General features: G+C 67.4%; 17 protein-coding genes. 10 read left to right on the top strand and 7 right to left on the bottom strand.

Going from position 1 to position 19186, the window contains the following annotated elements:
• The coding region (locus VI08_RS19145; RefSeq protein ID WP_045831242.1) for an efflux RND transporter permease subunit at positions 1–2974 on the top strand (2974 nt) is incomplete at its 5' end.
• Here the strand turns inward: VI08_RS19145 and VI08_RS19140 are convergent.
• Genes VI08_RS19140 through VI08_RS19130 form a run of 3 tightly spaced genes read right to left on the bottom strand, consistent with a single transcriptional unit; the run spans position 2971 to position 6548 of the window.
• Positions 2971–3678, bottom strand: a complete 708-nt coding sequence (locus VI08_RS19140) for a tetratricopeptide repeat protein (protein ID WP_198149007.1) — start codon at positions 3676–3678, stop codon at positions 2971–2973. The genes VI08_RS19145 and VI08_RS19140 overlap by 4 nt on opposite strands.
• Positions 3675–4316: a Fe2+-dependent dioxygenase gene (locus VI08_RS19135; protein WP_045831237.1), complete on the bottom strand. Its 642-nt coding sequence runs from the start codon at positions 4314–4316 to the stop codon at positions 3675–3677. Before VI08_RS19135 ends, VI08_RS19140 begins: the two co-directional genes overlap by 4 nt.
• Positions 4317–4319: 3 nt before the next feature.
• On the bottom strand, positions 4320–6548 hold the full coding sequence (locus VI08_RS19130) for a TonB-dependent receptor (protein WP_045831236.1): 2229 nt from the start codon (positions 6546–6548) through the stop codon (positions 4320–4322).
• Between the two features lie 208 nt (positions 6549–6756).
• Here VI08_RS19130 and VI08_RS19125 point away from each other — a divergent pair, with 208 nt between their 5' ends.
• Together VI08_RS19125 and VI08_RS19120 are read left to right on the top strand one after the other, a co-directional pair.
• Entirely contained in the window at positions 6757–6981 is a 225-nt protein-coding gene (locus tag VI08_RS19125) for a DUF6176 family protein (RefSeq protein WP_052698069.1), read from the top strand.
• Positions 6982–7125: 144 nt separating this feature from the next.
• Positions 7126–8997: a CocE/NonD family hydrolase gene (locus tag VI08_RS19120; RefSeq protein ID WP_045831240.1), complete on the top strand. Its 1872-nt coding sequence runs from the start codon at positions 7126–7128 to the stop codon at positions 8995–8997.
• Here VI08_RS19120 and VI08_RS19115 read toward each other — a convergent pair.
• Positions 8994–9890 carry a LysR family transcriptional regulator gene (locus tag VI08_RS19115; protein WP_045831239.1) on the bottom strand — a complete coding sequence of 299 codons (897 nt, stop codon included), beginning with the start codon at positions 9888–9890 and terminating at the stop codon, positions 8994–8996. The genes VI08_RS19120 and VI08_RS19115 overlap by 4 nt on opposite strands.
• A 96-nt stretch (positions 9891–9986) precedes the next feature.
• Between VI08_RS19115 and VI08_RS19110 the strand changes: the two genes are divergently transcribed.
• The gene (locus VI08_RS19110) at positions 9987–10379 is read left to right on the top strand and encodes a tautomerase family protein (RefSeq protein ID WP_045831235.1); all 393 of its coding nucleotides are present in this window, start codon (positions 9987–9989) and stop codon (positions 10377–10379) included.
• Positions 10380–10389: 10 nt separating this feature from the next.
• Here VI08_RS19110 and VI08_RS19105 read toward each other — a convergent pair whose 3' ends face one another.
• Positions 10390–11817 (bottom strand): amidase, encoded by a 1428-nt coding sequence (locus VI08_RS19105; RefSeq protein ID WP_045831234.1) that lies wholly within the window; start codon positions 11815–11817, stop codon positions 10390–10392.
• Between the two features lie 178 nt (positions 11818–11995).
• Between VI08_RS19105 and VI08_RS19100 the strand changes: the two genes are divergently transcribed.
• The 3 genes from VI08_RS19100 (at position 11996) to VI08_RS19090 (ending at position 14192) form a co-directional block, all read left to right on the top strand.
• Entirely contained in the window at positions 11996–12568 is a 573-nt protein-coding gene (locus VI08_RS19100; protein WP_084621624.1) for a TetR/AcrR family transcriptional regulator, read from the top strand.
• Positions 12569–12666: 98 nt separating this feature from the next.
• Complete coding sequence (locus tag VI08_RS19095) at positions 12667–13113, top strand: MarR family winged helix-turn-helix transcriptional regulator (RefSeq protein WP_045831232.1); 447 nt, start codon at positions 12667–12669, stop codon at positions 13111–13113.
• Between the two features lie 23 nt (positions 13114–13136).
• Positions 13137–14192, top strand: coding sequence for an aldo/keto reductase (locus VI08_RS19090; RefSeq protein WP_045831231.1), 1056 nt, complete (start codon positions 13137–13139; stop codon positions 14190–14192).
• A gap of 114 nt (positions 14193–14306) precedes the next feature.
• Here VI08_RS19090 and VI08_RS19085 read toward each other — a convergent pair whose 3' ends face one another.
• On the bottom strand, positions 14307–15410 hold the full coding sequence (locus VI08_RS19085) for an NADH:flavin oxidoreductase/NADH oxidase (RefSeq protein ID WP_045831230.1): 1104 nt from the start codon (positions 15408–15410) through the stop codon (positions 14307–14309).
• A 95-nt stretch (positions 15411–15505) separates the two neighbouring features.
• Between VI08_RS19085 and VI08_RS19080 the strand changes: the two genes are divergently transcribed.
• Positions 15506–16396, top strand: a complete 891-nt coding sequence (locus VI08_RS19080) for a LysR family transcriptional regulator (protein ID WP_045831229.1) — start codon at positions 15506–15508, stop codon at positions 16394–16396.
• Between the two features lie 66 nt (positions 16397–16462).
• Here the strand turns inward: VI08_RS19080 and VI08_RS19075 are convergent, their stop codons facing one another.
• Positions 16463–17491 carry an alpha/beta hydrolase gene (locus VI08_RS19075; RefSeq protein ID WP_045831228.1) on the bottom strand — a complete coding sequence of 343 codons (1029 nt, stop codon included), beginning with the start codon at positions 17489–17491 and terminating at the stop codon, positions 16463–16465.
• Between the two features lie 207 nt (positions 17492–17698).
• Here VI08_RS19075 and VI08_RS19070 point away from each other — a divergent pair, with 207 nt between their 5' ends.
• Entirely contained in the window at positions 17699–18187 is a 489-nt protein-coding gene (locus VI08_RS19070; protein WP_045831227.1) for a dihydrofolate reductase, read from the top strand.
• Positions 18187–19116, top strand: a complete 930-nt coding sequence (locus tag VI08_RS19065; protein ID WP_045831226.1) for a Nudix family hydrolase — start codon at positions 18187–18189, stop codon at positions 19114–19116. Before VI08_RS19070 ends, VI08_RS19065 begins: the two co-directional genes overlap by 1 nt.
• Positions 19117–19186 lie beyond the last annotated feature (70 nt).

The following is a 19186-nucleotide window of genomic DNA, read 5'->3' as shown; positions in this document are numbered from 1 at the left end:
CCTGATGGGTGCGGCGGTGACGTTCGGCCTGCCGGTGGGTTTGTTCCCGCAAGTCTCGTTCCCGCGCATCGTGGTCGACCTCACGGCAGGCGACCGCCCGGCCGACGCGACGTCGCTGCTGGTTACGCGCCCGGTGGAAGATGCCATCCGCTCGGTGCCCGGCGTGGAGAGCGTGCGTTCGGAAACCTCGCGCGGTGAGGCGCAGGTATCGGTCGACTTCGGCTGGGGCCGCGACATGATCGCGTCGACCCTGCTGGTCGATGCCGCGATTGCCCGCGCGCTGCCGAACCTTCCCGCGGGCACGCGCTACGACGTGCGGCGCATGGATCCCACCGTGTTCCCGATTATCTCGTACGCGCTGCGCGGCGAAGGCCTCTCGCCGGTGGCGTTGCGTGATGTCGCGCAGTACCGCATCGCGCCCCTGCTCGCCGCCGTGCCGGGCCTGGCCCGTGTCGATGTGCAGGGCGGGCAGGTCGCCGAGATCGAAGTCGAGGTAGAAACGCATGCGCTCGCGTCGCGCGGGCTCACCGCTACCAACGTGGCGGATGCGATCGCCGCTTCCAACCAGGTCAATGCCGTCGGGCGACTCCAGGACCGGCACAAGCTCTACCTCGTGGTCGCCAACAATGCGGTGCGGGATGCCAGGGCTGTCGCGGCGATCCCGGTGAGCCTGCCCGGCGGGGGCCGTACGACGGTCGGCGATGTCGCGAAGGTCAGCGACGGCGTCGCCCCGGAGTGGACGCGCGTGGCCGAGGACGGCCGCCCCGCCGTGCTGTTGAACGTGTTCGAGCAGCCCGATGGCAACGCGGTGCAGATTGCCGCCGCCGTGCGCAAGAAGCTCGCGAAGCTACCGCTTCCCCCGGGTGTGACGCTGCGCACGTGGTACGACCAGAGCGAACTCGTCATCGCCTCCGCCACCAGCGTGCGCGACGCCATCGCGATCGGCCTGCTGCTCGCCGCGGCTGTGCTGTTCGCGTTCCTGCGCAGCCTGCGGCTGGTCGCCGTCGTCTTCATCGTCGTGCCCGCCATCCTCGCCGGCACCATCCTCTGCCTCGGCGTGGCGGGGCTCGGCTTCAACATCATGACGCTGGGCGGCATCGCCGCGGCGGTGGGCCTGGTCATCGATGACGTGATGGTGATGGTCGAGCACATTGCCCGCCGCGTCGTCGCCGCGGGTGGCGCGGGGCAGGGCGGCGTGGTTTACGGCGCCGCGCGCGAGTTCTTCGTGCCGCTGACCGGCTCCAGCCTCGCCACGCTCATCGTGTTCATCCCGCTCGCGTTCCTCGACGGCGTGACCGGCGCCTTTTCGCGCGCGCTGTCCATCACCATGGGCGCGGCCCTCGGTGTGTCGTGGCTGATGACCGCGTTGGTCGTGCCGGTGCTTTCGGCGCGCCTTACGCGCCCCGCGAGTTGGGTGCATGAGCCGGCGCGGTGGGAGAAAGGGCTTGCGCGGGCGCATGCCGGGTTGTTGGCCTTGGCGTTCCGGCGTCCCTGGGTCGTGGCCGCCGCCGCCGCTGGCGCATTTGCCGTGGGCTTCGTCGCGTACGTGCATGTGCCCACGGGCTTCATGCCCGAGGCGGACGAGGGCGGGTTCGTCCTCGATTACTACACGGCACCCGGTACCTCCATCACAGAGACCGAGCGCGAGGTCGCGCAGGTCGAGACGATGCTGCGGATGGACCATGACGTGGATACGTTCTCGCGCCGTCTCGGCACAGGCCTGGGTGGTGACCTCGGGCAGTCGTACCACGGCGATTTCTTCGTCAGGCTGAAGCACGGCCACGCACGGCACACGGTCGATGTCATGAACGATGTCCGCGACCGCATCCTGCACAACGTGCCTGGCGTGCAGGTGGAAGTGGCGCAGCTGATGGAAGACCTCATCGGCGACCTCACTGCCGTGCCCCAGCCGATTGAAGTGAAGTTGTACGGTGATGACGTGTCCACGCTGCTGCCCGTGGCAGGCCGCGTTGCATCGGCGCTGGCGCAAGTGAACGGCCTGGTCGATGTGAAGAGCGGCGCGCAGGTCGCGGGTGATGCCCTGGACGTGCACGTCGATGCGGACGCGGCCACGGCGGAGGGCGTCACCGTGCATCAGGTGTCGCAGGCGGTCTCCGATGCGCTCGCGGGTGTCATCGCCACCGAACTGCCGGGGACGACCAAGGCCATCGGTGTACGTGTCGCCGCCGTGGATGCGCGCACCTGGCGGATCGGCGACCTGCTGGCGCTACCCGTGCGCGCGCCCGACGGGCACCTGTTCCCGCTATCCCGTGTGGCAACGATCGTCCCCGTGGCGGGGCAGCCGCAGATCACGCGAGAGGACCTTCAAACCATGGTGCCGGTCACGGCGCGCATCGAGCAGGGCGGCATCGCCACCGCCGTTTCGCACGTGCGTGCGGTGCTGGCACGGCCCGGCATGCTGCCGCCCGGGGTCCGCTACGACCTCGGTGGCCTATACCAGCAACAACAGATAGCGTTCGCCGGCCTGCGCAAGGTGTTCGCCGCCGCGCTGGGGGCGGAATTCATCCTGCTCATGTTCCTGTACCGGCGCATGCGCATCGCGCTGCTCGTCATCGCGGCATCGCTGGTCTCGGCGTCGGCGGTGTTCACCGGCCTGTGGATCGCCGGCGTGGACCTCAACGTCACGGCCATGATGGGCCTGACCATGGTGCTCGGCATCGGTACCGAGATGTCGATCTTCCTGGTATCGGAATACATGGCCATCGGCGCACGGACGGGATGGCGCTCGGCCATGTGGCGTGCCGTGCGCAATCGCCTCAGGCCGATCACGATGACGACACTGGCGGCGATCCTGACCCTGCTGCCCCTCGTGCTGGCGCTGGGCGACGGCGCCGACCTGCAGCAGCCGCTTGCCGTGGCGATCGTGGCGGGGCTGCTACTGCAGTTCCCGATGGTGCTGGTGGTGTTACCCGTGGCGCTGCATGCCGCGATGCGAAACGCGCAGCCACTCTAGCCGCACGTCGCCGCAAGGGCCCTGATTCGCCCATCGTCGCTCGCAACGAGCGTCTCGCGCATCGTCTCGATGAACATCGGCGGCGCTTTGGCGAGGCCCCGTTCCAGGAACAGCCGTGCGCCGTCTAAATCACCTTCGGCTGCCAGCACGGACGCCCAGGCGCATTCGCCGCGGTAGTCGCCGGCCTCGGCGGATGCCCTGAACAAGTCGCGTGCACGGGGCCAGTCGCGGGCGGTCTCCCAGCCGTGCTCGTAGAACCGCGCGAGGAAACACTGCGCGCGTGCGTGGCCAAGGCCTGCGGCCTTGCCAAACCACTCGAAGGCCCCGCGGCGGTCCAGCGGAACACCGCGCCCCTGTTCGAGCGAATGCGCGTAGTTGTACATGCCCCAGTCCAATCCGGCATGCGCGGCCTTGCGGAACCACACCGTGGCAAGGTCGTGGTCGATGCGGGTCCCCCAGCCGTTCTCATGGCAGCGGCCAAGCATGTTCATGGCCATCGATGAACCGGCGTGCGCCGCCTGCATGAACCAATAAATCGCTTCCGAGGGTTGCGCGGCGCAGCCGATGCCATCGAGCAGCATCTGCCCCAGGACGGTCTGCGCGGCGGCGTCATGCTGGCTGGCGAGTCCAGCGACATACGCATGCCCGTGTTCCGAAGACCGGGCCATCGCGGCTGCGAAAGCCTGCCCATCGAACGTGCTCACGTCCTGGACCATTCGCGCAGGAGGTTGTGATACACGCCCGTCAGGCGCACCAGCGCATCGCGGTCGCCGTTGGCCGCCGTCAGCGCCTGGATCGATACATCCATGTCGAAGAGGATGCGGCGGTGTGCCGCCGAGGGCACCATGCTCTGTACCCACAAGACGCACGAAGCGCGGGCGCCTCGCGTCACCGGCGCGATGCGATATGGGCTGTCGCCGGCGAAGACGGCGATGTGCCCCGCGGGTGCCTTCACGGCATGCGTTCCGTAGGCGTCATCTACGATGAGCTCGCCACCCTCGTAGGTATCCGGGTCGGAGAGGAACACCATGGCCACCACGTCGGTGCGGACGGCCAGCGGCGGTGATGTCAGGCCGTCATGCCGGATGGCCGCGTCCACACGCGTGCCGCCACCCTCGCCCTGTGGTGAGCGGCGGAACAGGGGCGGGCTGGTGCGTAGCGGTAGCGTGGCGGCGAAGAAGGCCGGGTGCACGCGCAGCCGTTCGATCAACGTCTCGCCGAGCTCCCGACCGATGGGATCGACCGCCGCCACCTCGCCACCGATCCAATGGGCCGCCGCGAGGCGGTCATGGATGGCGGCGAGGTCGTCGGCCGAAAGGACGTCTTCGATCTGCAGCAGCATCGATCAGAGGTGCAGGTTCGCGGTAAGCATCCAGGTCCGCCCCGCCGCCGGCAGCGCGAACTGGTAGTAGGTCTTCGTGTAGTACTTGCGATCGAGGAGGTTCTGCAGGTTCAGTTGCAGGCCAAGGTGCGTGTTCACCTGCCACGACGCCAGCGCATCCACGCGCCAGTACGACGGGATGATGCGGTCCGGCGGGCCGTAATAGCCCACCTGCTCGTCGCGGTAGTACGCACCACCGCCCAGGCTCACCGCAGGCGTGAGCTGATAGGTCGACCACAGGCTGAACGTGTTCTTCGGTGTATCCACCAGCTGCTTGTCCACCGCGTTGTCGTAATACGCGCCGTCGCGCAGCTCGCCGTTGATGTGCGAGTAGCCCGCGATCACATTCCACGCCGGGGTGATCATGCCGTTGGCGCTCAGTTCCACGCCGCGCGAGCGCGTCTTGCCGCTCTGGTCGAAGGTGCCCGGCAGGATCTCGATGGGCGCGTTCTTGCGTTCTTCGGTGAAGACGTCGCCCGACACCAGCAAGCGGTTGTCGAGCAGGTTCCACTTGGCGCCAGCTTCCAGCGTCGTCGTCTTCATCGGGCTGCGCCCGGTCGTGGCCGGGCTGAACGAGGTAGCCGGGGTCGCCTGGTCCTGGTCACCGAACGCCAGGTCGATCGGCAGGGATGCGTTGCTGCCGGTCAGGTACAGCGTGCCGTTCTCCACCGGCTTGAACATGACGCTCGCCTGGTAGCTGAAGAACGTGAGATGGTCGGCCGCGCTGTTTTCGGGGACGCCCGGTGTGTGCGAACGGGTGTGGTAGCCGTCCCAACGTACGCCGCCGTTGACCTTCCACCGCGGGCTCAGCGTCACGGTATCGAAAGCGTACGCGGCCGCGTTCTTCGTCGTGTAGTAGCTGTTCACCGGGTTCGGCACCACGCTGCCATCCCATGCGTCGTGCGGGTTCGGCCCGTGCAGGGTGGTGCAGTCGTGGCTCGCGAGCAGGGCGGTGTTCTCGGGGTCGCCGGGCAGGAAGCAGTTCTCGGATCCAAAGCCCTGCGGGCCAGCGGGTGAGGCGTACAGGTAACCGTTGTAGTTGCCGTCGCCAGCCTGGCGCAGGCGTTCCTGCGACAGCTCGACGCCGACATCCATGTCGTGGTGCAGCGAGCCGGTATCGAAGCGGCCAAACAGGTCGCTCTGCGCGATGACCGAGTTGTCCTCGGCACGGCGGCCGATGGGCAGGCGGTAGACAAGGCCGTTGGTGGTATTGCCTGCCGCGTCATCCGGGCTGGTGACGCTGTAGTTGTTGACGCTGCGCGTGGCGCGCACCTGGGTCCGCAGGTTGAAGCTGTCGCTGAGCGTATTGTCCAGGCTGGCCGATACGGCGTTGACGGTGGCGCGGCGGAAGTCGCGATCTTTCAGGCCATAGAATGTCTTGCGGCCGATGGCGGGGTCGACTTCGCTATAAGGCTTGCCGGTCTCGAGGTCGACGGGCACGCCGTAGTCGGGCGTACCCTTGTCTTCTAGGTGGTAGTAGCCCAGCGTCAGCCGGTTCGGCGAGCCCAGGCCGAACGTCAGGGTGGGCGCGAAACCGAACTTGTCACTGCGGACGGCCGAGTCGCGGCCCGGCACGCCACCGCCCATGTCCATGAGGTTCAGCCGGCCGGCCACGCCCGGGGTGAAGCGATAGTTGGCGTCCACCGTAGTCCGGTGCTGCGAGGCACTGCCGTAGGTTTCCGAGAGGTTGGCGAAGTTGTTTTCCTGCGCCGTCTTGGAGACAAGGTTGATACTGCCGCCACCGGCGCTGCGCCCTGCGATGGACGAATCGGGGCCACGCACCACCTCGATCTGCTCCAGGTCGAATACGTCGCGCGTCTGGATGGCGATGTCGCGCATGCCGTCGACGTAGGTGCTGGCCGTGGAGCTGAAGCCGCGGATCGAGGGGCGGTCGCCGATGGGGTTGCCGCCTTCGCCCGCGCCGAACGTGATGCCCGGCACGTTGCGCAGCGCATCCTGCAACGAGGTCGCTGCCGTTTGCGTGATGAGCGAGCTGGGCAGCACGGTCACCGAGCGCGGGGTATCCAGCAGCGGTGCGGTGAACTTGGGGGAGGAAAGGTCGGTGGGCGTGCCGTACACGTCCACGCCCTGGAGGTTCTCCACCTTTTCATCCGTCGTTTTGCGCGGCGGCGCCTTCGCGTTGCCGCTAGCGGTGTCCTGTGCGGCCGCGACATGGCTGCCGAGGGCGAGCATGAGGCCCGTGGCGGTACCAACGAGATGGCGAGTGTGTCCCGAGCCGAAAGGCCTGCTTACGATGGGCATGTCTTGTCCCTGCCGGCGAGGCCGGTGCGTGCCCGGATACGTGTCCAGGCGGTAAATGAGAATAGTCTCAATTCTCATTTACACTTAGCGTGGTCGTCAACCCACGGTTTTTCTTCACATTCCTTAGCTCGTATTTGGCATGACACCGTTTCCGGACGATCCCCGCACGCTTTACTGGCTGGAAGTGCGCGACGCGGGCGGCGCGAAGGTCGAGACCTCGACGGCGGATATCGACGTGAAGCACCAGGCCTACATGAAACAGGTGCTGGAGCCCGGCAGCTGGTCGCACGCCGATGCGGAGAACGTGCTCGTCGCCCCGTTCATCGACCGGGCGATGGTAGATCATGCCAAGCTGCGCCACTAATGCCGTGAAAGGTAGCGGGAATCCGCGCCCCGTACGTTCTCCCGTAGGCCGTTACCCCCAACGAGGTTTCCCTTGATCGCTTCCCGCGCCACCGTGCTTCGCCCCCTCGCGCTCTCGCTGGCGCTGGCCCTCACCCTGCCTGCCATGGCCGCGACGCCACCGGAGAAGGGGGCATACAAGGATTACCCCAGCGAGACGCCAGCGAACTTCAAGCCCGTGCACGATGCGTTCGACTACGAGTCGCGCGACGTCATGATCCCCATGCGCGATGGCGTGAAGCTGCACACGGTGATCCTGGTGCCGAAGGGCGCGAAGAACGCGGGCATGCTGTTCACGCGCACGCCGTACGACGCGACGGAGATGACAAGCGCGATCGAGAGCGGCCATCTCGCCATGGCGGTGAGCCATGACGATGATGCGAGCGACGTGCTCGTGCAGGACGGTTACATCCGCGTGGTGCAGGACGTGCGCGGCAAGTATGGTTCCGAAGGCGATTACGTCATGAACCGGCCGCTGCACGGCCCGCTGAATCCCACGCCCGTCGATGATTCCACCGACGCCTACGACACCATCGACTGGCTGGTGAAGCACGTGCCGGAGAGCAATGGCCGCGTCGCCATCCTCGGCATCTCATACGACGGTTTCGAACCGCTCATGGCCATCGTGCACCCGCATCCGGCGCTGAAGGCCGCAGTGCCGATGAACCCCATGGTCGATGGCTGGATGGGCGACGACTGGTTCCACAACGGCGCGTTCCGCCAGCAGAACCTCGAGTACATCTACGAGCAGACCGCCTCGCGCAAGAACCACTACAAGTGGTGGAAGAATTACGCGGACGACTACCAGTTCTTCCTCGAAGGCGGCTCGGCCGGCGCCATCGCCAAGGCGTACGGCATGGAGCAGCTGGGCTTCTGGAACAAGGTCGTGGCGCATCCTGCGTACGACACGTTCTGGTCGCAGCAGGCGGTCGACAAGATCCTCGGCCGCGAGCCGGTGAGCGTGCCCACCATGCTGGTGGCGAGCCTGTGGGACCAGGAAGACATCTACGGCGCGTTCGCCGTGTACAAGGCGATGGCGCCGCACGATAACGCGCACAAGCTGTTCCTCGTGGCGGGCCCGTGGTTCCACGGCCAGGAAGTGGGCGATGGCAGTTCGCTGGGTGCCGTGCGCTTCGGCAGCGACACCGCGCTGTACTTCCGCCAGAACATCTTGCGGCCGTTCCTCGCGCATTACCTGAAAGATGCGCCGGCGGAGACCGCCCCGGTCAACGCCTACATCACCGGCCAGAACCGCTGGGAAACCGCGCTGGCGTGGCCGGTGGCCCCCGGCGGCGACGTGCGCCTGGTGCCCGAAGCCGATCATTCGCTGAAGGTGGCCGGCGCATCGACGCCGGCGCAGGGTGACGCGGGCACCGTCGAATACGTATCCGACCCGGCACACCCCGTGCCGTACCGCCCGCGCCCCGTTGGCCCGATGGCCGGGCAGGGCTGGCAGCACTGGCTGACCAGCGACCAGCGCGAGGCGGCCTCGCGGCCCGACGTGGCGACGTTCACGTCGCCCGTGCTCACCGAAGCGGTGCAGATCAGTGGCGAGCCGCGCGTGCATCTCGTGGCGAGCACGACGGGCACCGATGCCGACTGGGTCGTGAAGGTCATCGACGTCTACCCCGACCAGGTGCCGACGCAGCCGGAGATGGGCGGCTACGAGCTGGGCGTGTCGATGGATATCTTCCGCGGCCGTTACCGCGAAGGGTTCGAGACCGCCAAGCCCATCGCGGCGAACACCGCGCTGCCGTATGACTTCGTGCTGCCCAACGCGAACCATGTGTTCCTGCCGGGCCATCGGATCATGGTGCAGATCCAGTCGTCGTGGTTCCCGCTGTACGACCGCAACCCGCAGAAGTTCGTCCCCAACATCTTCCTCGCGCAGCCGGCCGACTACGTGCCGGCCACGCAGAAGATCACGACGGGCGCGGGCGGCACGACGATCGATTTGCCGCTGGGGCGCAAGGCTTAAACGCCAGGTGCTGTCGGTGCCATCGCGCATGACGCGATGGCATCGAGCACCGCCCGGAATGGTCCAGGCGATCCATGGTGGACAAGTCGCGCCTGCAGCACTGGCTTGAAGTCGGTGACGTCGACGACGCGGATGTCGTTCGCATGCGGGCTCGACGCGAGCGTGGCTTCCGGCACGAGCCCGAGGCCCAGGCCGTGGGCAACAAGGCGGAGCTGGACGTCGCTGCCCAGCGCATCGACGGTGACCTGGCGGTTGCCGTCCATACCGCCCAGCGCCATCTCTAGTGCCGCGCGGAAGCCACAGCCTGTGGGGTTGAGCACCCAGCTCGCCGTGGCGAGATCAGCGAGGCGAACCGCACCGGTGAACGGCGTGTCGCGTCGGGACTGGACCACGACGAGCCCGACCGTACCGAGCGGGCGCGCCTGTAGCGGATCGGGTGTGGGTGCGGAGGTGGGTGAGAGCACCACCGCGGCCTCGAGCGCGCCGTTACCCAGGTGCCCGAGCAGTGCGGGACCCCAGTCGCTTCGCACGTCGAGGCGAACGTCAGGAAACCTGGCGTGGATGCGCGCGACGATGCGCTCCAGTACGTCGTCGCCAAGCCCGATAGACAAGCCGAGGCGGTACCGGCCATGTGGCTGCTTTGATTCGTCGCCTAGCGACACCAGCGCGTCCACGTGTTCCAGGACCACCTTGGCCCGCTCGTACACGCGGGCGCCGAGCGGCGTGAGGACCGGTGGCCGGCGGGTGCGATCGAGGACGTCACCGCCGAGGCGGCTTTCGAGCTGCTGCAGCCGTCGCGACACGGCGGATTGGGTGATGTGCAGGCGATCGGCCGCACGGCTCAGCGACGGCGTTTCAACCGCGGCGACGAGGGCTTGCAGTTCATCGATCATGTTGCGCAAAACGCATAATGAGTATGAAAAGTATGCGCTTGTCGCATGGTTGGCGCCAGCCTAGGCTGAAAACTCCCAACCCACGGAGCTTCCCCCATGCCACTCGCCCGCATTGACCTCAGCCGCCGCGCGTCGGCGGCCACCATCCGCCACATCACCGAAGCGATCTACGACGCCATGGTCGAGGTCGCCAACGTGCCGCTCCACGACAAGTTCCAGGTCGTGACACGGCATGACGACGATGAACTGGTCTACCCCGCCGAGGGCTACCTCGGTACGCAGTACACGCCCGACATCGTCATCATCCAGGTCACCTGGGTCGGTGGCCGCAGCGTCGACGCGAAGAAAGCGTTCTATCGCCTGGTGGCCGATCGCATCCACGAGTGCACGGGCCTGCGCAAGGAGGATGTGTGGATCACCCTCGTCGACAACGCCCGCGAAGACTGGTCGTTCGGCGGGGGCGTGATGCAGTACGCCCCCGCCGGCTAGTGCCGCAAGGTCAGGCGGCGACCGCCGTACCCACCAGTGCCGGGTGCAAGTGGCGCACCGGGCTCATGCTTTCAAGCAAGGCGCCCAGGTGCAGCACGGTGGACTCGGCCAGCCACGGCGCGACGAGCTGCACGCCGATGGGCATGCCGTCATCGCTGGTGCCGAAGCGCAGGGTGAGGCCGGGCAGGCCCGTGACGTTTAGCGGCGCCGTGGCGTCCATGACGTGCAGGGACGACACAGCCTGGCCGTTGATGACGAACTCGGTGGCGTCGTGGCCATGGCTGGCTACCGGCGTCACCGGGCAGAGCAGGGCGTCGTAGCGCTGGAAGTACTGGGCGAAGCCATCACGCATCTGTTCGATCTGCTGTTCGGCGGTGACGAAGTCTTCGATCGAGGTATCGGGCGTGTCGAAGATCGCCTGCACGTGCTTGTAAACCAGGTCCTCGTGGCCTGCCGTGACGTCGCGGAACGCCGGCTTCGTTTCCATCGCCTGGATCTTCCACAGCAGGTCGAGCGCGTTGATCTCTTCGAGCACGGGGATGCGCACGGGCTCCACGGTGATACCTGCGGAGCGAAGGGCGTCGGCGGCGGCCTGCACCGTCTTCGCCACGTCGCTTGCCACCAGCCCGAAGCCGGGCTCGACCAGCCAGCCCACGCGTAGCGGCCGGCCCAGCATCGCGTTGACGCCGCTGTCCACGGCGAGCGGCGTGGTGGAGTAACCGTCCGCACCATCCGGACCGGCCAGCAGCGAGTAGGCGAGGGCCACGTCGCGCACCGAGCGGGCGATGGGGCCGGCGTGCCAGAAGCGGCGCGGTACGCGCGGCCAGATGCCGGTCATGGGGATGCGGCCGTGCGTGGCCTTGAAGCCCACGACGCCCGTGAGCGCGGCGGGACCACGGGCGGAGATCGCGATATCGGTGGCGAGGCCCAGCGGCGACATGCCTGCGGCGACGGCCGCCGATTCACCGCCACTGGAGCCGCCCGGCGAACGGTCGGGGTTCCAGGGGTTCACGGTGCGGCCGGAGAGCAGGTTGTCGCTCTCGATCCAGAAGGCGAACTCGGGGAGGTTCGTCTTGGCGAGCAGGATGCCGCCAGCCTTCTTGAGGCGGGCGACGCCGGTGGCATCGGTGTCAGGGACGCGGCCCTTGAAGATGGGCGAGCCCAGCTGCGTCAGCACGCCGGCGGTGTCGTAGGAATCCTTGGCGGTGAAGGGCACGCCGTGCAGCGGTGCCAGCTCGTGGCCCGCCATGACGACGGCTTCGGCGCGCTTCGCGGCCTTCAGGGCATCGTCCGCGACGGTGACGATGGCGTTGATGCCGGGGTTGGTCGCCTCGATGCGGTCGAGGTGCGCCTGCATCACCTCGACGGGCGATACCGCCTTGGTGCGGATCAGCTCGGCCAGCCGGGTGGCGTCCTGGAAATACAGTTCGTTAGCCATGAGGTCTCTCGTAGGGTAGGGGTGGCGACAAAAGCCAGGCGGTGCGCACCTACCTAACGTTTGTTAGTGTGAACGATACGCGCCATAATACGCACCCGTCAACGACTTCTTTGGCCGCATTTGCGAGAATGCGTGTCGCCGCACCCACAGGCTCCGTTGCAAGCGAGGTAAGGTTTTCGTGGAAACCCCAGCAGGAAAGAACTCCAGGGACACGATCCTTGAGGCCGCCACGCGCATGGCGCAGGCACATGGCTACGGCGGCCTCAACCTGCGCACGCTTGCCGATCTGGTCGGCATCAAGGCCGCCAGCCTCTACCACCACTTCCCGAGCAAGGCGGACCTCGCCACCGCGGTGGCCCGCCGCTACTGGGAGGATGCCGCCGCCGGCCTCGACGCCATCGCGGCGAAGGTGGCCGATCCGGCGGAACGCCTGCGCAAGTTTCCCGGCACGTTCCGCCTGGCGCTCGAGAACGACAACCGCATGTGCATGTGCAGCTACATGACGGCCGAATCGGACGACCTCCCCGGCATCGTCAAGGTGGAGATCGAGCGCTTCAACGAAGTGAACATCGCGTGGCTGGCGAAGACGCTGGTGGAGACGGGCGTGCCCACCCGCGATGCGCGCAAGCGGGCGCATGCCATCTTCGCCGCCGTCGCCGGTGCGCAGCTCATGGCACGTGGCCGTGGCGACGTGAAGGTGTACGACACGCTCATCCGCGCGTACCAGGCGTCGGGGCTGATTCCTTCCTGAACCCGCAGCCGCGCAGGCCAAGGGCGACGTTGACACCCTAAATACGTGCATATACGCTTGTTGCAAATTAGTGCATATGCACGTAACTGGAGCGTCCCATGGCCGCCACCCCGTCGAGTCGACCCTACCTCTGCAACTGCGGTGCCTTGCGCAAGGCATCGCGCCGCGTCTCGCGGCTGTACGACGAGGCCCTGGCCCCGATCGGCCTGGGCTCGAGCCAGCACACCCTGCTTGTCGAGATTTCGCGCTGGGAAGGCTCGCAAGCGCCAACGCTGTGGGAGCTCGCCGAGTCGATGGTGATGGACCGCACCACCATCGCGCGGAACCTCAAGCCGCTTGAGCGCGACGGCTACGTGGCCATTCGCCCGTCCAAAACGGACCGCCGCAGCAAGCTCGTGTCGCTGACTGCGGCAGGCACGGCGAAGGTCGCCGAAAGCAAGCCTTATTGGCTGCAGGCCCAGAAGGCCTTCGAGCGGGCCTTCGGCGCGAAAGAGGCCGCGGTGCTTCGCGAGCAGCTCCTGTCGATCGCCAACGACCACGCCTGAGAGGCGTTAACGAGGAGAAAGCCATGCGTTACAAGTTACTCGGCCGGCAGACCGGCCTGAGGGTTTCCGAGGTCGCCTTCGGTGTCGCCCTGTTCGGCAACCAGTGGGGCTACGGCTCCGAACCGGCGGATGCGCGCCGCGTGCTCGATCGCTATCTCGCCGCCGGCGGCAACTTCCTCGACACCGCGGACGGCTACCAGTTCGGGCAGTCGGAATCCGTGCTCGGCGACCTGGTCGCGCCAGTGCGCGACGAGGTCGTCATCGCCACGAAGTACAGCGGCGGCGCGGCGAAATCGCCTTCGCTGGCGCTCACCGGCAACAGCCGTAAGAACATGGTGTACTCGGTGGAGCAGTCGCTGAGGCGCCTGAAGACCGATCGCATCGACCTCTACTGGGTGCACCACAACGACAACGTCACGCCGTTCGAGGAGATTTTGCGCGGCCTCGATGACCTCGTCCGAGCCGGCAAGGTGCTCTATGTCGGCGTGTCGAATTTCCCCGCATGGCGCGTGTCGCGCGCGGCACTGCTTGCCGAGCTGCGCGGCTGGGCGCCGCTGGCCGCCATCCAGTTCGAATACAGCCTGGTCGAGCGCGGTGGTGACCGCGAGCTGCTGCCCATGGTCGAAGCGCTGGGCCTCGCCGCGCTGCTGTGGTCGCCGCTCGCCGGCGGCTTGCTGACGGGCAAGTACCGCGCCGGCGAGCAGGGCCGGCTGCAAGGTCTTGGCCGCGTCATCCGCACCGAGAAATCACAGCGGGATACGGCCATCGTCGATGCGGTGATGGAGGTCGCCTCGAACCTGGGCGTCACCGCCGCGGAAGTGTCGCTTGCCTGGGTGCTGGCCAAGGCACGCCGCTCGACGACGTCGATCCTTCCCATCATCGGCCCACGTACGGTCGAGCAGCTGGAGAACAACCTCCAGGCCCTCGACCTGGCGTTGCCGGAGGATGTCGTGGCGCGCCTCGACGCGGTAAGCCAGGTCGAAGCCGGCGCGCCGTTCGACGTCAACGCCGATACCTTTCCGCGGATGATGGGTGACAAGCCCGAACTCGTCGACCTGCCGCCGATCCCGGTTGTCTAATCGCCCTCTTGTGGGAGCCCCACCTTGTGGGAGCGCGCTTGCGCGCGATGGGTGCGCGCGGCACCCTCGATCGCGCGCAAGCGCGCTCCCACAGGCCCTTGCCCCCCACAAGCGTTACGCCCGCATCGGCGCGTAGCGCTCCAGCCAGTGCGCATACGACGGCGGCAGCGTCCACGACGGGCGCGGCACGTCCAGCGCCATCGCGGCCTTGTATGGCCAGTGCGGATCGGACAGGTGCGCACGGCCGATCATCACCAGGTCCATCTGGCCGTCTTCCACCACGCGGTTGGCGGCGTGGGCATCGTCGATGCCCCACGACGAGGCGACGGCGATACCGGCTTCGCGGCGCACGCGCTCGGCCACGGGGCCGAGGAAGGCCGAGCCCCACGGGATGTTCGTGTCGGGGATGGTGAAGCCGACGCTGGCGTTGAGCAGGTCGAGGCCCTCGTCGCGCATCTTGCGCACCAGGCCGATCGCCTCGGCGAGGGTCTCTTCGTCGCGGCCGTCGTATTCGATGACGCCGAAGCGCGCGGTCAGCGGCAGGTTTTCCGGCCACACCGCGCGCACGGCGGCGAGCGTCTCGAGCAGGAAGCGGCCGCGGTTTTCGGCGTTGCCGCCGTAAGTGTCGTCACGATGGTTGGTATGCGGCGAGAAGAAGCTCTGCGCCAGGTAGCCGTGCGCGAAGTGCAGTTCGAGCCATTCAAAGCCGGCGGCACGGGCTCGCTTGGCGGCGGCGACGAAGTCGGCCTGCACGCGGGCGATGTCGTCGCGCGTCATGGCACGCGGCACGCGCGGCAGGCCACGGCCGAAAGCGATGGCCGACGGGGCGATGGTTTCCCACGCGCGTGGATCGGCGGCGTCGATGTGGTCGTCGCCTTCCCATGGCTTGTGAGCGCTGGCCTTGCGGCCCGCGTGGGCGATCTGGATGCCGGGCACGGCACCGGCTGCCTTGATGGCGGCGGCGATGCGCGCGAGGCCGTCGATGTGCGCGTCATCCCAAAGGCCCAGGCAGGCGGGCGTGATGCGGCCGTCGGGCGAGACGCCAGTGGCTTCCACGATGACGAGGCCGGCACCACCGCGAGCGATGGCGGGGTAATGCACCTGGTGCCAGTCGTTGGTGAAGCCGTTGTCGGCGCGGTATTGGCACATCGGGGGGATGGCGATGCGGTTGCGGAGGGTGACGTCCTTCAGGGTGAAGGGCGAGAACAGGGCGGGCATGGGACGGGCCTACGAAAAATCGGAATGCGCCACAATAGTTTCGCCCAGCTATAATAGGAAGGCGCTTCCGGTAATGGATTCTATAAGATTTTGTTATGTTGAATCCCGCATGGCTCAGGTCGTTCAAGGCGCTCGCGGCCGAGGGCACGTTCACGCGTGCCGCGGAATCGCTCGAACTCACGCAGGCGGCGGTGAGCCAGCACATCCGCCAGCTCGAGCTGCAGCTCGGGCCGCTGCTTATCCGTCGCCCGCGTCGCGTCGAGCTGACACCGGCGGGCCAGGCGTTGCTCGCTTACTGCGACGAGGTGGCCCGCGCCGACCGCTGCCTTGCCACGCGGCTGGCCGATGCAAACGCGATGCAGGGCGTCGTGTCCGTCATCACGCCGGGCAGCGTGGGGTTATCCACGTACCCGCGTTTGCTGGATATCCAGCGCGAAACGCCGGGCCTCGTCATCCGGCATCGCTTCGCGCCCGATGACGACGTCGTCACCGCGGTGCTGGATGGCCGCTACGAACTCGGCATCGTGTCGCGCCTGCCCGACGACGAGCGACTTGCCGCGGAATCGTTCTGCGAGGAAGCGCTGGAGCTGGTGGTGCCGAAGGACGCGGTGGTGGACGACTGGGAGGGCCTCGTCCGCCTTGGCTTCATCGACCACCCCGACGGGCAGGCCATGGCCACACGCCTGCTGTCACGTTGGTACCCGGGCAAGCGCAGCATCGCGGACGTGCCGGTCACGGGTTTCACCAACCAGATCGCCTTGATCCTCGAGCCGGTGTCGCGCGGGCTGGGCTTCACCGTGATGCCGCGCCATGCGCGCCGTGCCTTCCTGCGCCAGGACGAGGTTCGCGTGCTGCAGGAATGCGTGCCGGTCGTCGACACGCTATGGCTGATCCATCGCGCGGAGTGGGCCATGTCGGCGCGTGCGCGCCATGTGGTCGACGAACTCCACCGCCGCCTCGCGGCGGCGGACCGCGCGGCCGCCTAGTCGCTGGCCTGGCTGCCGGCCGGCCCATGTGTGGGAGCGCGCAAGCGCGCTCCCACAGGTCTGCGCTTAGTCGCCAAACGCCTCGCGCAAGCGCGCGCCCGCGAACGCCTGCGCCTTGCGCGCCTTGTCGAGCACGGCGGCGGCGCCGAAAAATTCGTGCGTTACACCGGTGTACACCTCGCGCTGCACGGGAACGCCGGCCTCCTTCAATGCATCCTCGAGAAGACCGCCGTCGCTGCGCAATGGATCGATCGTCGCGTTGATGATCGTCACGGGCGGCAGGTTCGAGAGGTTCGCATCGACGAGATGGATGCGCGGATCTTTCAGTTCATCGTCGCTATTGACGAGGTGGCCCGTGAACCATTCGATCATGGCGCGATTGAGCGGCTTGGCGATGGCGTTCTCGATGTACGACTCGGTGTGCAGGCTGCCGGTCTGCGCGACGGGGTAGACCGCGACGATGTGGCGCGGCTTTGCAAAGCCCTTCTGATGTGCTGCCACCGCCGTGGCGACGGCCATGCAGCCACCCGCGCTTTCACCGGCGATGGCGAGGCGGTGCGCGTCGCCACCCAATGACGTGGCGTTGGCGCTGATCCACTCGTACGCATCGAGGCAGTCGTCCCACGCGGCGGGGAACTTGTGTTCGGGTGCCAAGCGGTAGTCGATCGACACGACAATGGCGTTGGCCTCCTTCGCCAGCCCGCGTGCGCCCCCGTCGTACGCCTCGGCGTCGGCGATGACCCAGCCGCCGCCATGGATGAAGAGCACGATGGGTGCGTTGCGCACGCCGTCGGGCGTATACACGTATGCGCCGATGCCGCCGCCGTGCGTGGGGATGCGGATGCTCTCGCGCGTGATCCCGGGTACCAGCACCCGCGGGTCCATCGGCTTGCCCTGCTTACCGAGCAGGCGCTCCACCGCATCGGCCATGGTCGGCTGCTCGCGTGCCTGCGCCGGGGTCAGCTTCTCAATGGCCTTCGGCCCCAGCTCATTGAGCGCGGTCGCGAGTTCGTGCATGTCGTGGTCGGCGCGCAGGGCGCCGATCGCGTCCGCGAGGGCATTGACGATGGGGTTGGGCTTGCCTTGGGCGCTCATGCAGTCTCCGGGCAGCAGGTGGGCCCGGCCATAACTCGCACCGGCCCCATCAAGGGGGTGTGCAACCGAGGGGCAGGGCGCTGTCACAAACGTGGGCGGCCCAACTTCAAACGCCTGTTTGTTCCACCATCACATTCCTAGGACTACTATTTGCACGTACGGGCCGTTTTTGTGCCCGAAACCCAAGAATCTGCGAAAGGAAGTTCCATGGCCGTCCACCTGGTTGCCGCGCTCGACGAAAACTTTGCCATCGGCAAGCAGGGCGGGTTGCCCTGGCACCTCCCCGACGATCTCCGCTACTTCAAGACGCTGACCACCGACAAGGCCGTGCTGATGGGCCGCAAGACGGCCGAATCCATCGGCCGCGCGCTGCCCGATCGCGTCAATTACGTGCTCTCCCGCAAGGGCGAGGCGCCGTACCCGGGACAGGTCACCGTCCGTTCCATTCCCGAGGCACAGGCCAGCTGCGGCCACACTGGCCTCATGGTCATCGGTGGCGGCGAAGTTTTCCGCGAGGCCCTGCCGTACGCCCGCACGCTGTATCTCACCTGGGTGTATGCCTCGGTCGACGGCGCGGACGTCTTCTTCCCTGGCATCGATTTCAAGGAATGGACGGAGGTATCGCGCGTGCACCACAAGGCCGATGCCGACCACGCGCACCCGTTCGACATGGTCGAATACGTCCGGAACGCCTGATGCACGTGATGGCCGGCGTCCTCGTCGATGGCGCCGGGCGCATCCTCATCGCCCAGCGCCCGCCTGGCAAGCACCTTGCGGGCATGTGGGAGTTCCCCGGCGGCAAGCTCGAGCCGGGGGAGGCACCCCTGGCGGCACTGGAGCGCGAGCTGGACGAGGAGCTGGGCATCGCGGTCGACCCGCTCTCCTTCGTCGACCTCATCCGCGTGCCGTGGAACTACGGCGAGCGCGCCATGCTGCTCGAGGCGGTGGTGGTGCGCGCGTGGTCGGGCGAGCCGCGGGCGCTCGATGCCGCCGCCATCGCGTGGCGCCTTCCCCACGATATCGACCCAGCCATGCTCGCCCCGGCCGACCGGCCCATCCTCGCGGCGCTGTGGCTTCCCGAGCATTACCCCATCACGCCGGCCGATGCGTCCGTGGCGACGGCATCGACGCTGGTGCGTGCGGCGCTGGCGCGTGGCGAGCGGCTGGTGCAGTGGCGCCTGCCTGGGGTGGCCCAGGACGACGCGCGTGCGGGCGCCGCGGCGTTGTTGCCCGAGGTGGCGCGGTTTGGCGCGCAGCTCATGCTCAGCCGCGATATCGACGGGGCACGGCAGCTGGGCACGGGCGTGCAACTTTCATCCGTGCAGCTTAGGGAACTGACGGAGCGGCCGCTGCCACTCGGCCAGCTTGTGGGCGCGTCATGCCACGACCCTGACGAACTGGCGCTGGCCTCGACATTGGGTTGCGATTTCGCGACGTTGTCGCCGGTGGATGCCACGCAAAGCCATCCCGATGCACCGCCGCTGGGCTGGCCACGTTTCGCCAAGTGGGCGGAGAACGCCTCGTTGCCGGTGTATGCGCTGGGCGGCCTAGGGCCCGCCGACTTGGCGGTGGCGAAGATGCATGCCGCGCAGGGCGTGGCAGGCATCAGCGCCTTCTGCGCCTGATCACGTATTGTCAGTTCTTGTGGGAGCGCGCTTGCGCGCGATGGGGCTTGCGGCAACACCCATCGCGCGC

It is taken from the genome of Luteibacter yeojuensis, from assembly GCF_000964085.1.
Taxonomy (GTDB): Bacteria; Pseudomonadota; Gammaproteobacteria; order Xanthomonadales; family Rhodanobacteraceae; genus Luteibacter; species Luteibacter yeojuensis_A.
The sequence above is the reverse complement of the archived record's forward strand: the minus strand, read 5'-3'. Positions and strand labels throughout refer to the sequence as shown.

Excerpts from the sequence above, each read along its gene's own strand:
- VI08_RS19135 (WP_045831237.1), bottom strand. The coding sequence starts at position 4,316 with ATGCTGCTGCAGATCGAAGACGTCCTTTCGGCCGACGACCTCGCCGCC.
- VI08_RS19130 (WP_045831236.1), bottom strand. The coding sequence starts at position 6,548 with ATGCTCGCCCTCGGCAGCCATGTCGCGGCCGCACAGGACACCGCTAGC.
- VI08_RS19125 (WP_052698069.1), top strand. The coding sequence starts at position 6,757 with ATGACACCGTTTCCGGACGATCCCCGCACGCTTTACTGGCTGGAAGTG.
- VI08_RS19120 (WP_045831240.1), top strand. The coding sequence starts at position 7,126 with ATGGCCGCGACGCCACCGGAGAAGGGGGCATACAAGGATTACCCCAGC.
- VI08_RS19115 (WP_045831239.1), bottom strand. The coding sequence starts at position 9,890 with ATGATCGATGAACTGCAAGCCCTCGTCGCCGCGGTTGAAACGCCGTCG.
- VI08_RS19110 (WP_045831235.1), top strand. The coding sequence starts at position 9,987 with ATGCCACTCGCCCGCATTGACCTCAGCCGCCGCGCGTCGGCGGCCACC.
- VI08_RS19105 (WP_045831234.1), bottom strand. The coding sequence starts at position 11,817 with ATGGCTAACGAACTGTATTTCCAGGACGCCACCCGGCTGGCCGAGCTG.
- VI08_RS19095 (WP_045831232.1), top strand. The coding sequence starts at position 12,667 with ATGGCCGCCACCCCGTCGAGTCGACCCTACCTCTGCAACTGCGGTGCC.
- VI08_RS19090 (WP_045831231.1), top strand. The coding sequence starts at position 13,137 with ATGCGTTACAAGTTACTCGGCCGGCAGACCGGCCTGAGGGTTTCCGAG.
- VI08_RS19085 (WP_045831230.1), bottom strand. The coding sequence starts at position 15,410 with ATGCCCGCCCTGTTCTCGCCCTTCACCCTGAAGGACGTCACCCTCCGC.
- VI08_RS19080 (WP_045831229.1), top strand. The coding sequence starts at position 15,506 with ATGTTGAATCCCGCATGGCTCAGGTCGTTCAAGGCGCTCGCGGCCGAG.
- VI08_RS19075 (WP_045831228.1), bottom strand. The coding sequence starts at position 17,491 with ATGAGCGCCCAAGGCAAGCCCAACCCCATCGTCAATGCCCTCGCGGAC.
- VI08_RS19070 (WP_045831227.1), top strand. The coding sequence starts at position 17,699 with ATGGCCGTCCACCTGGTTGCCGCGCTCGACGAAAACTTTGCCATCGGC.
- VI08_RS19065 (WP_045831226.1), top strand. The coding sequence starts at position 18,187 with ATGCACGTGATGGCCGGCGTCCTCGTCGATGGCGCCGGGCGCATCCTC.